At 59.3% G+C, this 14,695-nt stretch carries 12 protein-coding genes; 6 read left to right on the top strand and 6 right to left on the bottom strand.

From position 1 onward, the window contains the following. Nucleotides 1–93 precede the first annotated feature (93 nt). The 4 genes from H4317_RS00415 to H4317_RS00400 form a co-directional block, all read right to left on the bottom strand. A complete protein-coding gene (locus H4317_RS00415; protein WP_185888239.1) occupies nt 94–939 on the bottom strand; it encodes a prephenate dehydrogenase in 846 nt (281 codons plus the stop codon). Next, nucleotides 936–2,177 carry a pyridoxal phosphate-dependent aminotransferase gene (locus H4317_RS00410; protein ID WP_185888238.1) on the bottom strand — a complete coding sequence of 414 codons (1,242 nt, stop codon included), beginning with the start codon at nt 2,175–2,177 and terminating at the stop codon, nt 936–938. Before H4317_RS00410 ends, H4317_RS00415 begins: the two co-directional genes overlap by 4 nt. Nucleotides 2,178–2,194: 17 nt before the next feature. Then, entirely contained in the window at nt 2,195–3,070 is an 876-nt protein-coding gene (locus H4317_RS00405; RefSeq protein WP_185888237.1) for a prephenate dehydratase, read from the bottom strand. A 436-nt stretch (nt 3,071–3,506) separates the two neighbouring features. After that, the gene (locus H4317_RS00400) at nt 3,507–5,129 is read right to left on the bottom strand and encodes a vWA domain-containing protein (protein ID WP_185888236.1); all 1,623 of its coding nucleotides are present in this window, start codon (nt 5,127–5,129) and stop codon (nt 3,507–3,509) included. Between the two features lie 396 nt (nt 5,130–5,525). Here H4317_RS00400 and H4317_RS00395 point away from each other — a divergent pair, with 396 nt between their 5' ends. After that, complete coding sequence (locus H4317_RS00395; RefSeq protein ID WP_185888235.1) at nt 5,526–6,299, top strand: porin family protein; 774 nt, start codon at nt 5,526–5,528, stop codon at nt 6,297–6,299. A gap of 253 nt (nt 6,300–6,552) precedes the next feature. On the opposite strand, the gene H4317_RS00390 is transcribed toward H4317_RS00395, so the two are convergent. Further along, entirely contained in the window at nt 6,553–8,487 is a 1,935-nt protein-coding gene (locus H4317_RS00390) for a YfbK domain-containing protein (RefSeq protein WP_185888234.1), read from the bottom strand. Between the two features lie 212 nt (nt 8,488–8,699). Between H4317_RS00390 and glyA the strand changes: the two genes are divergently transcribed. The 3 genes from glyA to rpiB all read left to right on the top strand — a co-directional run bounded on the left by glyA (nt 8,700) and on the right by rpiB (nt 11,538). After that, nucleotides 8,700–9,995: a serine hydroxymethyltransferase gene (gene glyA, locus H4317_RS00385; RefSeq protein WP_185888233.1), complete on the top strand. Its 1,296-nt coding sequence runs from the start codon at nt 8,700–8,702 to the stop codon at nt 9,993–9,995. A gap of 140 nt (nt 9,996–10,135) precedes the next feature. Continuing rightward, nucleotides 10,136–10,993, top strand: coding sequence for a twin-arginine translocase subunit TatC (gene tatC, locus H4317_RS00380; protein ID WP_211538787.1), 858 nt, complete (start codon nt 10,136–10,138; stop codon nt 10,991–10,993). Between the two features lie 104 nt (nt 10,994–11,097). Then, nucleotides 11,098–11,538 carry a ribose 5-phosphate isomerase B gene (gene rpiB, locus H4317_RS00375; RefSeq protein WP_185888232.1) on the top strand — a complete coding sequence of 147 codons (441 nt, stop codon included), beginning with the start codon at nt 11,098–11,100 and terminating at the stop codon, nt 11,536–11,538. Between the two features lie 77 nt (nt 11,539–11,615). On the opposite strand, the gene H4317_RS00370 is transcribed toward rpiB, so the two are convergent. Further along, the gene (locus H4317_RS00370) at nt 11,616–13,004 is read right to left on the bottom strand and encodes a hypothetical protein (protein WP_185888231.1); all 1,389 of its coding nucleotides are present in this window, start codon (nt 13,002–13,004) and stop codon (nt 11,616–11,618) included. A 197-nt stretch (nt 13,005–13,201) separates the two neighbouring features. Between H4317_RS00370 and rbfA the strand changes: the two genes are divergently transcribed. Continuing rightward, nucleotides 13,202–13,636, top strand: a complete 435-nt coding sequence (gene rbfA / locus H4317_RS00365; protein ID WP_185888230.1) for a 30S ribosome-binding factor RbfA — start codon at nt 13,202–13,204, stop codon at nt 13,634–13,636. Nucleotides 13,637–13,739: 103 nt separating this feature from the next. Further along, a complete protein-coding gene (locus H4317_RS00360) occupies nt 13,740–14,549 on the top strand; it encodes a class I SAM-dependent methyltransferase (protein WP_185888229.1) in 810 nt (269 codons plus the stop codon). The last annotated feature ends 146 nt before the right edge of the window (nt 14,550–14,695 follow it).

The following is a 14,695-nucleotide window of genomic DNA, read 5'->3' as shown; positions in this document are numbered from 1 at the left end:
AAAAGAAGTGTGCGTTGATGGAGAGGGTAATGCAGTGTAACGTCATGCCGCGGCTACGCTTAGCAGGAGGTTTCATTCTGCTTCCACTCTAGCTTATGGGAGAATTTTGCGGATGTGGTTGGCCTGCTGAATCTGTTCCGATAGGGCCGTGTAATCTTCCTGGGCCAGCAGCTCACGCCGGTGCTGCAACTGGTGCAAATGCTCGTCCAGCACGTCTAGTACATTGAGGCGGTTTTGGCGGAAGATGGGCACCCAAGTAGCCGGCGCGCTTTTGGCCAGCCGTACCGTCGATTCGAAACCGCCGCTGGCCAGATCGAAGATGCGCTGCTCCTCTTTTTCCTTCTCTAAGACTGTGAGAGCCAAGGCAAACGAGGTGATATGCGAAATGTGTGAAATGTAAGCAGTGTGCAGGTCGTGCTCGGCCCCATCGAGGTAAATGAGGCGCATGGGCAGCGCCTGAAACAGCTTTTCCACGTGCAGCACGGCGTCTGGGTCACTGTGGGCGGTGTCGCAGAGCACCACGGTTTTGCCCTCGAATAGCCCCGAAACCGCCGCTTCCGGTCCCGAATGCTCAGTACCAGCCATGGGATGCGCAGCCACGAAGCGTCCCCGGTTGGGATGCCCGGCTACGGATGCCAGCAGGGCCTGCTTCGTCGAGCCCACGTCTATTACTATCTGATGCGCGGCCACGTCATCCAGCACCAGCGGCAGCACTGCTACCATGGCATCCACGGGCACCGCTACCACCACTAAGTCAGCTCGGCGCACAGCGGTGGCTAAGTCCGTTTCGATTTCATCAACCAAGCTCAACTCCAAAGCACGGCGGGCATGTCTGGCGTTGCTTTCCACTCCGATAAGGTGCTGCACCAAGCCATGCTGCCGCAGACTGAGCGCCAACGAGCCGCCAATAAGGCCCAGACCAATGATAGTCACGTTCATGCGTTTAAGTGTTGGGATTTCGGTTGTTCCGGACTTACTGATGGGAGTTTTTCGGCCAGTACACTGAGCCGGCTCTTTTTGAGCTCTTCTACTCGTTGCAGAGCTTCGTGAAGCACGCTTTCTGGTTGGCAAAGGCTGGCACGCACGTAGCTCAGCCCATTGCTGCCGAAGATCCCGCCTGGCGTGATGAAAACCCGCGCTTCAGCCAGTACCACGTCGCTTAGTGCGTAGCCATCGGCGTAGTCTGGCGGCACAGCAGCCCAGACAAACAAGCCGGTCTGGCCAGGAGCCACGCTGCAGCCCAGAGTATGCAGCAACTGTAGCACCAGCTGGCGGCGGGTGCGGTAGGTGGCATTCAATTCCTCGAACCAGTCGTCGCCGAGGGCCAGGGCCGCTACGGCCGCCTGCTGCACCGGCAGAAACATGCCGGAGTCCATGTTGCTCTTGAAGCGGAGCACGTCGGCCAGCACATCGGCTCGGCCCGCCAGCATACCTACACGCCAGCCCGCCATGTTGTGGCTCTTACTCAGCGAGTTCAGCTCGATGGCTACCTCCCGGGCGCCGGGCACCGCCAGCAGACTGACAGGGGGTGTTTCGTTCAGGATGAAGCCGTACGGGTTGTCGTGCACCAGCAGGATATCATGTGCTTTGGCAAACGCGACAAGGCGCCTGAGAAAGGGCCGGTCGGCAGCCGTTCCGGTGGGCATGTGCGGGTAGTTCACCAGCATCAGCTTCACCCGCGTTAGGTCGGTGGCAGCCAGCGCCTCCAGGTCGGGCAGCCAGCCGGAAACAGCCGTGAGGTCATATTCGCGCACCTCAGCCCCGCAGATTTCGGCTACAGCGCGGTAAGTGGGGTAGCCCGGATTTGGGATGAGCACGGCGTCGCCGGCTTCCAGATATGTCATTCCAATGTGCATGAGCCCCTCTTTCGAGCCCAGCAGCGGCAGTATTTCGGTGGCCGGGTCCAGCGTCACGCCGTAGTGCCGCTGGTAGAAAGCAGCCATGGCGGCACGCAGGACAGGAGTGCCCTGGTAGCTCTGGTAGCCGTGGGCGCCGGGCTGGGCAGTACTAGCCGATAAGGCCGCCGTCACGCTGGGGTGTGGCGGCAGGTCGGGGCTGCCAATACCGAGGCTGATGATGTTGGCGCCGGCCGCATTGAGGGCTGCCAACTCGCGCAGCTTGCGGGAGAAATAGTATTCGCCGGTGTGCGCGAGGCGGCTGGCTAGTGAGAGGTGCATGATTGGGCTGGATGAGGTTATGCAATTTCTTGCGTCAGGGTAGCGGCGGATTCTGCAGGCACAGTGTTCCACTGCCCGCGGCGGTAGGCCCCCAGCACACGCAATTCTTCCGTGACCGGAGCCAGTGCTTTGAGAAGCGCCAGCAGCTGTGGCATTTCTTCAAATTCCACATCGGCATGAAAGCCGTAGTGCCACGGCTGCCCGGGCCGGGGGCACGACTGCAGCTTGCTCAGATTCAGGCCGTATGCGGCCACCCGTGCCAGCACTGCGGCCAGACTGCCCGGCGCGTGCGGGGCGCAGAAATAGAGGGATGCCTTATCAGCGTGCGGGTGGGTGAGGGCCGTTTCGGCGGGTTCCAGCACCAGAAAGCGGGTGTAATTGTGCGGGTCGTCGTGAATGGCAGGGACCAGAATCTGCAGTCCAAATTGCTCGGCAGCCTGGGCACCTGCTACCACTGCCACGCCAGATGAGCGGTTTTCGGCCAGGAGTTGGGCACTGTGGCCGGTGTCGTCGGTTTCTACCAGCTTCCAGTGTGGGTGGCGGTCCAGGAACTCGCCGCACTGGCGCAACGCCATCGGATGCGAATGCACGGCCTGTACCTCGGCCAGTGTGGTACCGGGCAATGCCAGCAGGTGCTGATGGATAGGCAGATACACTTCACCGGTGACGCGCACCGCTTGGCGTTCCAGCAGCAGATAGTTGGGCAGAATACTGCCAGCCAGCGAGTTTTCCACAGCCATTAGCCCGGCTTCGGCCCGGCCTGCCACCACATGGGCCACTACCGCTGCAAAGGTGGCGCAGGGTAGCAGCGTGGGTTCGGCCCCGAAATACTGCCGGGCGGCTACCTCGTGGAAACTGCCTTGGAAACCCTGGATGGAAACGGACTGTGGCATGGTGCTACTGGAAAAAATGGGCAATAAAAAAGGCCTCCGGGGAGCGGCGGCCTTAGTTTGTTGGGAGGAATGTGGTGGTTATCACACGCAACAGCGGGCCGGCTTCTTCGGATAGAAGAAGAAATAGCTGTAGGTAAAAAAGTATTGCTGCTGGGAAATCATGCGAAAAAGCGGGCGTAAAAAAAGCGCCTCTCGGTGTCGGGAGGCGCTGAAGATTTTCGGTTGAAAAAGCTACACGGCGACTACCCGACTACGCGAGGGCGTAGTAGAAATAGTAGCTAAAAAAGAAATGGGCCGTGGGCTGAAGCATGAGAATGAGGTGCTTGACGTCGGCAAGGTGGAAACCAACGGCCGTACTTCCAAATTATTTGAACAGAAAAAGGCGCGGCCCACTTACCCGGTTTAGGAAAAGAACACGTGCCACCGGGTCAGTGGTTTACCGTTCTACCGCCACCTCGCTGCTCAACTCGGTTGCCCGCTGCACCAGTTCCCGGAACTCGGCACGAGAGCCATCAGCATCCGGGCCAGTAACGCTTCGTGCCAGTGCTGCCGTGCTTTCCCAGGTAGCGGAGCCGCCGTGCCTGGAGTGGCGCAGCAGCAAGCCAAACTGCGCCACTGACGCCGCAAAACGCAGATTATCCGATGCTTGCGCAATAGTCTCATCGAAGCCAGTGACACGTACGGGTAGCGTGAGCAGACGGCTGGGGCTACCCTGCGGCTCTTGATAGCGCAGCTTCACGGTGAGCAGCTCGGCACTGGCGGTGGCAGGGCCAGACGTGGTTGGCTTCTGGTATTTTAGTGGGTCGATGGTGGCGGTGGTAGCGGCCGGCGCACCCACAGGTACTACTTCGTAGAGGGCCGTTACCTGCTGGCCCGCGCCTAGCTCGCCGGCATCTTTGCGGTCATCGTTGAAGTCCTCGGCGGCCAAGAGGCGGTTTTCATAGCCCAGCAGCCGGTACTCGCGCACCCGGGCCGGGTTGAACTCGACCTGCACTTTTACATCTTTGGCCAGTGTGAATAGCGTACCGCCGAACTGGCTTACCAACACCCGTTGGGCTTCGCCTAAGTTGTCGATATAGGCATAGTTTCCATTGCCTTTGTCGGCCAGCAGCTCCATCCGGCTATCCTGAAGGTTGCCGCTACCAAACCCCAGCACCGACAGAAACACCCCCGACTCCCGCTCCTTCGTTACGAGCCGCTCCATATCGGCATCCGACTGCTCGCCCACATTGAAGTCGCCATCAGTAGCCAGGATAATACGGTTATTGCCACCGGCCCGGAAGTGCTGGCGCGCCACCTGATAGGCCAGCCGCAGCCCTTGTCCGCCCGCCGTAGAGCCACCGGCCTGTAGTTTGTCAAGCGCGTCCAGAATGGTTTCTGAATCAGCTCCCGGAGTGGGCGGCAATACCAGCCCGGCCGCTCCGGCATACACCACAATCGACACATAATCCTGCGGCCGCAAGGCCTTCTGCACCAGTTCCCGCAACGATTCTTTCAGTAGCGGCAGCTTATCGGGGTCTTCCATCGAGCCCGACACATCCAGCAGAAATACCAAGTTGGCGGGCGGCAGATTTTCCATTGAAACCTGCTTGCCCTGCACGCCTACCAGTACCAACTGGTGCGCCGGGTTCCAGGGGCAGGCAGCTACTTCGGCATTCAAGGAGGCCGGGCCAGTGGTAGGCTGCGGGTAGGAATACGGGAAGTAATTCACCAGCTCTTCCAGCCGCACGGCGTCGGGCGGAGGCAGTTGGCGGTCCTGGGTCAGGAAGCGACGCACATTGGCGTAAGAAGCTTTATCCACATCAATAGCGAAGGTGCTGAGCGGATTGCGGCGGGCGTCCAGAAACGGGTTTTCGTGGATGACAGCGTAGTTTTCGCGGCTTTCCGGCGCAATAGTATCGGGGGCTTTAGCGGCGGCATCGGGCGTGGCAACTAGTTCGGCGGCGTTTTCCACCTGCTCCGTTACGGCCATGTTTTCGGTAGAGTATTGGTGGCAGGCGGGCAATAGCCATGCGCCAGCCAGCAGCCCGCAAAGGGGCAGCAAGCGGTTCAGTTTCATCAGGAAGTTGGCTTGGAGGATGAAAATGCCTCACCCGAATACATGCGCTGCACATTCTGCCCCGCCGCAACTCGCGACCTTGCGTGGGGGCAGCTCTGCCTTTCGGTTTCCTTCGCGACGGAAACAGCGAGACCAGCAGAATCAGCGCGGCCAGCTATATAAGCCCGGCCTCAGGTGAAGAGAATAGACAAGCGGCGCCGCCTGTGTGTCTTTATGCAACAAGGCCAGCCGATGTAACCCGCTTGGGCAGTAAAAAGTGAAGCGGTAACAGAAACGGACTGCTCGGCACCTAGTGCGCCGGAAAACTGGCACGGTTTTGTAAATACTCCTCTTACAAGCCCGCCGCCGGAATTGCGCACCCCGGCCGGCCGCTCCCAACCTCCAACACACCCCGTCATGAATACGAAACGAATTTTCGGCCGTCTGGCTGCGGCTACTCTATTGCTTTCAGTTTTCGGCACTGCTGCCCAAGCGCAGGTCCAGACCCACCGCGTTCCGGCCTATACCGGCAAAGCCCAGGCCCGCCCAGTCACCTCCTATAAGTCGGCGGCTAGAAGCACCGGCGGCCCTCAACTCGGCATCCGGGCCGGCGTAAACGTGTCGGACTGGTCCGGTGACGCCGTACAGAGCGTGATGGATCTAGCGGGCTACACCAACGGCGCCGTCACGAAATCCATGAAAACCGGTTTCCATGCCGGCCTCTACGCCACGCTGCCCCTGGCACCCGGCTTCTCCATTGAGCCCGGTGTGCTGTATTCGGAGAAAGGCACTAAGCTTACCGGCTCACTGCCTTTCGAGCAGTTTGATTTCCTGAATGCCCGCGTGACAGCCACTTCGCGCATGTCATATGTTGATGTGCCGGTGCTAGCGAAAGTTGATATAGTACCTGGGTTCTATCTGTTTGCCGGTCCGCAGGCCTCGTTTCTGGTAAGCGGCAAGGCCCGCGTGGAAGCTGGTTTGCTCGGCTTCGATGCGTATCAGCAAGACTTCGACATCAAAGACCAGTTCCGCCCCGTCGATTTCAGCGTAACGGGTGGCCTGGGCTACCAGTCTACTAGCGGCTTTGGCCTGAGCGCCGGCTACGACTACGGCCTGTCGTCGCTCGATAAGAACAACCGCTTCGATGCCTACAACCGCGTCATTAAAGCATCGGTGAACTACTCGTTTTAACTAGCTGCTGCCTTTTAGCAGATTAATAAAAACGGCCCCGCTGCTAATCAGCGGGGCCGTTTGCGTTTTCCGGCTTCCTCTCCACAACCTATCCGGAAAACGGTTGGATACAACACGCTGATACATTCTTCTTCCCCAAAGGCCAGGCCGGGCCCGACGAAACATTCCGGCACCGACCGGCTGCAACCAGCCGGTGCCTTCGCCGGGAGGGTGAGTGAAGCCCCCGACCTGACCCAATTCCACTGCTTTCTAGTTAGCGTGCTCCGTAGCTTTCCGCACCGGGCCGCAGGCCTTCTGCTGCTTTCACCAGCCGCACAAACTCCGCCCGATACCCTTCCGTATCAGTGCCCCGCGCCGCTTCGGCCAGCTTGGCGGTGGCCGCGAAAGTAGCCTCGCCACGGTAGTCCGACTCGCGCAGGAGCATCCCGAACTGGGCCACGCTAGCCGCAAAACGCAGGTTTTCTGAAGCCCGTTCCACGGGTACTGCCGGCCCACGCAACGTGCGCTCCAACAGCTGGCTTTTGCTACCCTGTGGCTCCTTATAGCGCATTTTCACGGTCAGCAAATCTGCCGAAGCAGGGGCAGGCTTCTCTGCAGAACTGGCCTGATACTTCAGTTTGTCCACGGCGGCCGGCGCTCCTACGGGCACCACCTCGTAGAGAGCCGTCACGGTGTGGCCCGCGCCCAGTTCGCCGGCATCTTTGCGGTCATTGTTGAAGTCCTCGGCGGCCAGGGCGCGGTTTTCGTAGCCAATGAGGCGGTATTCGCGCACACGGGCCGGGTTAAACTCCACTTGCAGCTTCACGTCTTTGGCCAGCGTGAACAGCGTACCGCCAAACTGCCGCACCAGCACCCGCCGCGCTTCATCCAAGTTGTCGAGGTAGGCGTAGTTGCCGTTGCCTTTGTCGGCCAGCAGCTCCATTTTCTTGTCTTGATAATTGCCTTGGCCCACGCCCAGCACCGTCAGAAACACGCCTGACTCCCGCTCCTGCACAATCAGGCGCTCCATAGCGTCGTCGCTCTGCTCGCCCACATTGAAGTCGCCGTCGGTGGCCAGCACCACGCGGTTGTTGCCATCCTTCTGAAAATTGTCGCGCGCTACTTGGTAAGCTAGGCGCAGGCCTGCCCCACCGGCCGTGGAGCCGCCGGCTTGCAGGTTGTCAATGGCCCGCAGAATCTCGCCTCGTTTGCTGCCCGGCGTGGGCGGCAGCACCAGCCCGGCGGCTCCGGCATACACCACCAGCGCCACCCGGTCCTGGGGCCGCAATTCCTTCACCAGCAACCGCAACCCCGCCTGCACCAGCCCCAACCGGTCGGCGCCAACCATTGAGCCCGACACATCCACCAGAAACACGAGGTTGGCGGGTGGCAGCTTGTCGGTTTCTATTTTTTTGCCCTGTAGCGCCACCTGCACCAATTGGTGCGCCGGGTTCCAGGGGCAGCTGGCCAGCTCCGTCGTCACCGAAAACGGGTCGGCACCGGTGGGCTGCGGAAAGTCGTACTGAAAATAGTTGATCATCTCCTCCACCCGCACCGCGTCGCGCGGGGGTAGCTGGCCCTGCTGCAAAAAGCGCCGCACATTGCTATAGCTGGCCGCATCCACATCAATGCTGAAGGTGCTTAGCGGGTCTTTTTGGGCCGAATGGAAGCCGTTTTCCTGAATGGTAGCATACGATTCGCCTTCGCCCGGCACCACCGGCGGCGCCGAGTAGTAGGGCTGCCCAACGGCTGTGCCGGACGGGGCGGCCAGCCCATAGGCATCTGCCACAGCTTGCTGGTTGCGGGTGCGTTTGGCTTTTGAAACCCCGCGAGCCGTCACTACTACTTCGCTCAGTTGCCGGTTATCGGCCCTCAGAGCCACGTCCAGCTGCCGTGTGGCGGGCACCGTTTTTTCTACCTGCACATACCCAATAGATATGAACACCAGTGTGCGGTGCTGGCCGGGCAGCGCCAGCGAATAGGTTCCGTCGTGGTTGGTTGACACGCCGGTGCTCGTGCCCTTCACGAGCACCGTTACGCCGGGTAGGCCCTGACCAGTACGGGCATCCGTCACGCGGCCGTACACGCTCATGGTATCGGCAGGGGCTGCGGGGCGAATGGGCTCTGTCGTTTTGCGTTGGGCTGCGGCGCCAGGACTGAGGGCAAGGCTACCAGCCAGGGCCAGCAGCGGAAGAAGGTGGTTTTTCATTAGGCAGGTCGGTTAGGTAGTGGTATATCCGGTTGATGCTGGTCCGCTACTAATTCCACATGCTCCTGAAAAAATATTCTTCTCCGGCTTGCTGTTGTTCGACCCTCTGCCCGCCAGCCGGCTTCCCGCGTCTGTCAGCCGCCTTTCATTATGGTTCAGCCTCCTCACTCTCTGTACTTGGCAGTTCCGGCCGGTAGCGTACCTTTGAAGGTATGGAAACGCAAGCCCCCGCCCTCGTGCAAGACACCGCCATTTTCGACCTAATTCAGCGCGAGAAAGAGCGCCAAACCCACGGCATTGAGCTCATTGCCTCCGAAAACTACGTTTCGGAGCAGGTGATGCGGGCCCAGGGTTCCATCCTCACCAACAAGTACGCCGAAGGCTTGCCCGGCAAGCGCTACTACGGCGGCTGCGAAATAGTCGACCAGATTGAGCAGTTGGCCATCGACCGCGCCAAACAGCTCTTCGGGGTAGAGTGGGTGAACGTGCAGCCGCACTCCGGCGCCCAGGCCAACGCCGCCGTGATGCTGGCCGTCCTCAACCCCGGCGACAAAATCCTCGGCTTCGACCTCTCGCACGGTGGCCACCTCACCCACGGCTCTCCCGTCAACTTTTCGGGTAAGCTGTATAAGCCCAGCTTCTATGGTGTGGAGCCTGAAACCGGCCTCATCGACTGGCAGAAAGTAAAGGAAACTGCTCGCCGTGAGCAGCCCAAGCTCATCATCTGCGGAGCCTCGGCCTACTCCCGCGACTGGGACTACAAAGCCCTGCGCGAAGCCGCCGACGAAGTAGGCGCACTGCTGCTAGCTGACATTTCGCACCCCAGCGGCCTCATCGCCAAAGGCCTGCTCAACAACCCGTTCGACCATTGCCACATCGTCACGACGACGACGCACAAGACGCTGCGCGGCCCGCGTGGCGGCCTGATTATGCTGGGCAAGGACTTCGAAAATCCCTTCGGCCTCAAAACTCCGAAAGGTGAGCTGCGCATGATGTCGGCGCTGCTGGACTCGGGTGTGTTTCCCGGCACGCAAGGTGGCCCGCTAGAGCACGTTATTGGGGCGAAGGCCGTGGCTTTCGGCGAATGTCTCAGCGACTCCTACACCAACTATACCCACCAGGTAATTAAAAATGCCCAGGCACTGGCCAAAGGCTTCACCGACCGGGGCTACCAGATTATCTCGGGCGGTACCGACAACCACCTCATGCTCATCGACCTTCGCTCGAAGGGCCTCACCGGCAAGCTGGCGGAAAATACACTCGTCAAGGCCGATATCACCATCAACAAGAACATGGTGCCCTTCGATGACAAGTCGCCATTCGTGACCAGCGGCATGCGCATTGGCTCGGCGGCCGTCACGACCCGTGGCCTCCGGGAAACCGACATGGCCCGTATTGTCGACCTCATCGACGACGTGCTCATGCACCACGACGATGACACGTACCTGCTGCGCGTACGCGGCCAGGTGAACGAATGGATGCAACAGTTCCCGCTCTTTTCTTACTAGATGAGTGAGTGGCGAATGGGCAGCGGAGTGAATGAAAAGCGGGCGGACAACATCCCACAAGGGCTGGTTTTCGTTCGTCTTGCATCCCTATTCTCCAGTACCATTCTCTCATCCGCTCATTCTTTCATTCACTCATTGCTTTGAACAACGAACATCCTGTGCTGGGCGAACCCCAGGAAATGTCCTTCATCGACCATCTGGAGGCGTTGCGCTGGCACATCATCCGCGCGGCCATTGCTATTGTGGTCTTTACCACGGCGGCATTTCTGGCCAAGGACTTCCTGTTTCACGACCTGATTCTGGGTCCTTCCCGCGCTGATTTCTGGACCTACCGCCTCTTCAATCAGGTGGGCGAGTGGCTCAGCCTGCCTGGTCTGCACATGGACAAGCCGTCGTTTGATCTGCAAAACCGCCAGATGAGTGGGCAGCTGACCATGCACATCAGCACCTCGTTTGTGGTAGGCTTGGCGCTGGCATTTCCGTATACATTCTGGGAAATCTGGCGCTTCGTGAAGCCGGGCTTGTACCCGCACGAGCAGGCCAATTCGCGCGGAGCGGTGTTCTTCGTGTCGGTGCTGTTCATCATCGGGCTGCTGTTCGGCTACTACATTGCCGCACCGCTTAGCATCAACTTCCTGGCTTCGTATCAGCTCGATGCCACCATCGAAAACCAGATTGACCTGCAGAGCTACATCAGCACGCTCACCACCATGTCGCTTTCGTGCGCCTTCGTGTTCGAGTTGCCGATGATTGTGTTCTTTTTGGCTAAAGCCGGCCTGATTACGCCGGAAATCATGCGGCTGTACCGCAAGCACGCTATTGTGGTAGTGCTCATTATTGCCGCCATCATTACGCCGCCCGAAATCACCTCTCAGATCATCGTCACGATTCCGATTGTGCTGCTCTACGAGGTCAGCATCAGTATAGCGGCTGTAGTGGGCCGCAACCGCACCAAACAGCTCAACGAGCGGCTGGCTGAGAACAACGGCGTCGCGTAACCGAAATATTCCCTGCAAATGAAAAGTGGCCGGTGAAAATGTTGATCTGAAACCCAGGCGCATTTTTACCGGCCATTTGCTTTCTACCCCTCTTTCTCCTCCTCATGCCCGACCACAATACCATTGCCCTCGGCTCCGACCATGCCGGCTTCGAATACAAGCAGATGCTACTGAACTGGCTCCGCGACAACGGCTACGAAGTCCGCGACTTTGGCACCTATTCCGCTGACTCAGTAGACTACCCGGACTTTGTGCATCCACTGGCCACGGCCATTACGGCGGGTGAGCTGGAGCGCGGCATTCTGGTGTGTGGCTCGGCCAATGGCGTGTGCATCACGGCCAATAAGCACCGGGGTATCCGCGCGGCCATTGCCTGGGAGCCGGAGCTGGCTGAACTGGCCCGCCAGCACAACGACGCCAACATCATTTGTGTGCCGGCCCGCTTTGTGAGCGAGGAAAATGCCCGCGCTATTGTCAGTCAGTTCCTCAACACGGCCTTTGAAGGCGGCCGTCATCAGAACCGTGTCAACAAGATTGATTGCTGATTTAAGGCGGTGAGGTGAATGGTAAAAGGCGACAGGTAAAATCCAGTCTACGTGGCCCATCCCTACTGTTCACCTCATCACTTCAATTGGTACACCCGTGGAGTGGCTGTAGCTTGGTAGCGCCCAAAAATGGCGGGCACTTTATACTGCAACTCGTCTAAGCGGTTGGTCTGGTCGATGAGGATAGTGGGCGGATCAGGAGCGAGGTTGCGCGAGAGGCGATACACCGCTGCGTATTGGCTCAGATACCCAAAGTCGGCCTGTGCCAGGCGCCAGTCGAGATACGGCGACGCGGGACGGTTATCAATATACGGGCGCATATCGGGGCCCAGCACCAGCAGGCGCTGGCCTTTGATGGCGGCATACTGCGGGTTGGGCTGCACGGCGTAGCGGCTTTCGGCTGGGAAGCGCATCACCGTATCCAGATGCAGGATTTCGCGGTAGCGTATTCCTACCACGCTAGTCAGCACTGCCGCAAACAACACCTCCACCACCCAGCCGCGCGGCGCTTTCTGCCACAGATACAAGCTGAAATACGTGATGGGCGGCAGCACCAGCACCAGTGAGCCAGGCGCCACACCACGACCGGCCCAGGCCATCAGGCTCGCTACCAGCAGCCACACCAGCATCATCTGCTGAAATTTCACCTGAAATACCAGCCCCAACGAGGTGGTGAACATGCGGGCCAGTGCCAGCACCAGCACGGCGGCCGGTAGCACCAGCAGCTGCCACTGCAGCGGCAGCGGCAGCCCGTCGGCCCCCAGCACCAAGCCGCTCAGAGTGGGCACCAAATGGAACTGCCGGAAGTCGGGCAGCGCATCGTTGTAGAGAAAGAACGTGGCGGCCACTGCATACGGGAAGCCAAAGCCACAGAGCAGTAGCAGAAAGCTTCGGAACGAGTTGGCCGCAAAGATGATAACGGCAAACAGCCCCAGCAGCAGAAACAACGCCAGCGGCAGATAGCACAGCGCTGCCACCCCAATCAGGAACCCCGCCCGAAACAGCCGACGGTTGTCGTAGCCTTCGCGGGAAGTAGGCAGCAACGCACTCAGCCCCAGAATGATGAACGTGTGCCCCAGTAGCAACGGCGACAGAATATCCAGGTCCGTGGTGACGCTGGCCAGCAGCAGATAGGTGAGAGCCGCCAAGTAGCCGCGCTCCGGATGCACATCAGCCCGGTTGAGGACAAAATTGAGGCGCAGTGCCTGAGTCAGGAGCAGCGCCAGCGAGATAATGCGGTAGAGCCACAACGGCCGCGACGCGACTAGATCAAGTCCGGCAAAAAGTGCCGCTGCCAGCGGAGCGGTGGCCTCATATAGGTCGCGGTAGGGCAGCGCCCCTTCGTGCAGCCGCTCGCCTACCAGTAGCGCCCGCAGCTCAATGGCCGTGAGCGGAATGCCCCACCACAGCAGCGGCAGCCGCACGGCCAGAACCAGCAGCAACAGTGCCACTAGGCGCGTGGGCAAAGGGCTTTTAAAAAATTGAAGCAAGCCAGTGAGGAGCTAACAAGTGAAGACGAGAAGACGCAAAGGTACAGCCTTGCCTCAATGCCTGATTTTATGCTTGCCGAGCCCCACTACAGGTTAGCCAAGCCCTATCCTTTCGTCACCGGTTTCCCTTATCACCCAATTACGTAATCACCTGCTTATCTTTGCCAATTCCTATGGAAAGTAAACGACAGCAAAAAGTATCCAGCCTGCTGCAGCAGGAATTGGCCGCCGTATTTCAGCGCGACCTGCCGCACCTGTTTCCGGGCCTGGCGCCGGGCATCAGCACCGTGCGCGTTTCGCCCGATCTGGGGGTGGCGCGTGTATATCTGAGCCAGCTATTGGTAAAAGAAGGCAGCGGCGAAGCTACCTTGGCCTTGGTGCGCGACAACCAGAAAGTGGTCCGCCAAGCGCTGGCCAAACGCATCCGGCAGCAGTTGCGCATCGTGCCCGACCTGGTTTTCTTCCTTGATGATTCTGCGGCCTACGCAGCTAAGATGGATCAGGTATTCGGCCAGCTTAGCATTCCGGCCCCGGAGCCTGAAGCCGACGAGCAGCCCGGCGAAACCGCGCCCAAACGCCCCAAGCTCTTCGCCGACGAAGACGAGTAGTGAAATAGCCAGCAGGTAAAGCCATGCGTCATCGAGTAGATGAACCACTGCTTGTATCTCCCGCCCGCCAGTTCACCGTTTCACGCCTTTACGCATTCCCCAATTGCATTACGACCCCATTAAACGCTCCCTGGGCGAAGTTTTTAACCGGACGCCGCTGCTGCGCCGCCTGTTCTATCATCTGCTCGATCTGCTGTTGCTCCGCACCTGGCATGTGCACCGCGAGTTGCGGCAGTGGGCCAAAGGCCGAACCAGTGAAGCCCTGAATATTCTGGATGCCGGCTCCGGCTATGGCCAGTATACTTACTGGCTGTCGGGGATGAGTGCCAAGTGGAACATCCTGGCCGTTGATGTGAAAGACGAGCAGATTGCCGATTCCAACAAGTTCTTTCGCGAGATTGGGCGCACCAACGTACAGTTTGCCGTGCAGGATCTGGTACTGTATCAGGAGCCCAACACCTTCGACCTAGCCCTGTCGGTAGACGTAATGGAGCATATTCTGGAAGACGTGGAAGTGTTCCGTAATATACACGCCTCGCTCAAAGACGGCGGTATGCTGCTCATTTCCACGCCCTCCGACCAAGGTGGCTCCGATGTGCACTCCGACGGCGAAACCTCTTTCATTGAGGAACATGTGCGCGACGGCTACAACATCCATGAGATTCAGCAGAAGCTGCGCACTGCCGGCTTCGAGCGGATTGAAGCCCGCTACAGCTACGGCGAGTCGGGCCAGATTTCGTGGCGCCTGAGCATGAAATATCCTATTCTAATGTTGGGCCAGTCGAAGCTGTTTTTTGTGCTGCTTCCCTTCTATTATCTCATTACGTTCCCGTTCTGCCTGCTCCTCAACTGGCTCGATGCCCGCACGATGCACGATTCTGGCACCGGCCTCATCGTGAAAGCCTGGAAGTAACGCGTAGTTTGGCGTTACCTTTTTCGGCGAGTGGCGTATCTTGGGGCTCTTACTGCCTACTCTGCTCATGACCGGCCAATCCAACTATGAGCAAGTACTCGCCGTGTTTATGGTGGAACCGGCACACCGCGCCAGTTAAGTACCTT

Source organism: Hymenobacter sediminicola (genome assembly GCF_014250515.1).
GTDB lineage: Bacteria > Bacteroidota > Bacteroidia > Cytophagales > Hymenobacteraceae > Hymenobacter > Hymenobacter sediminicola.
This window is presented reverse-complemented; position numbering and strand designations above follow the sequence as displayed.

Coding starts and splice junctions, on each gene's coding strand:
- H4317_RS00400 (WP_185888236.1), bottom strand. CDS start 5,129: ATGAAACTGAACCGCTTGCTGCCCCTTTGCGGGCTGCTGGCTGGCGCA.
- rpiB (WP_185888232.1), top strand. CDS start 11,098: ATGCCCGACCACAATACCATTGCCCTCGGCTCCGACCATGCCGGCTTC.
- H4317_RS00415 (WP_185888239.1), bottom strand. CDS start 939: ATGAACGTGACTATCATTGGTCTGGGCCTTATTGGCGGCTCGTTGGCG.
- H4317_RS00405 (WP_185888237.1), bottom strand. CDS start 3,070: ATGCCACAGTCCGTTTCCATCCAGGGTTTCCAAGGCAGTTTCCACGAG.
- H4317_RS00395 (WP_185888235.1), top strand. CDS start 5,526: ATGAATACGAAACGAATTTTCGGCCGTCTGGCTGCGGCTACTCTATTG.
- H4317_RS00390 (WP_185888234.1), bottom strand. CDS start 8,487: ATGAAAAACCACCTTCTTCCGCTGCTGGCCCTGGCTGGTAGCCTTGCC.
- rbfA (WP_185888230.1), top strand. CDS start 13,202: ATGGAAAGTAAACGACAGCAAAAAGTATCCAGCCTGCTGCAGCAGGAA.
- glyA (WP_185888233.1), top strand. CDS start 8,700: ATGGAAACGCAAGCCCCCGCCCTCGTGCAAGACACCGCCATTTTCGAC.
- H4317_RS00410 (WP_185888238.1), bottom strand. CDS start 2,177: ATGCACCTCTCACTAGCCAGCCGCCTCGCGCACACCGGCGAATACTAT.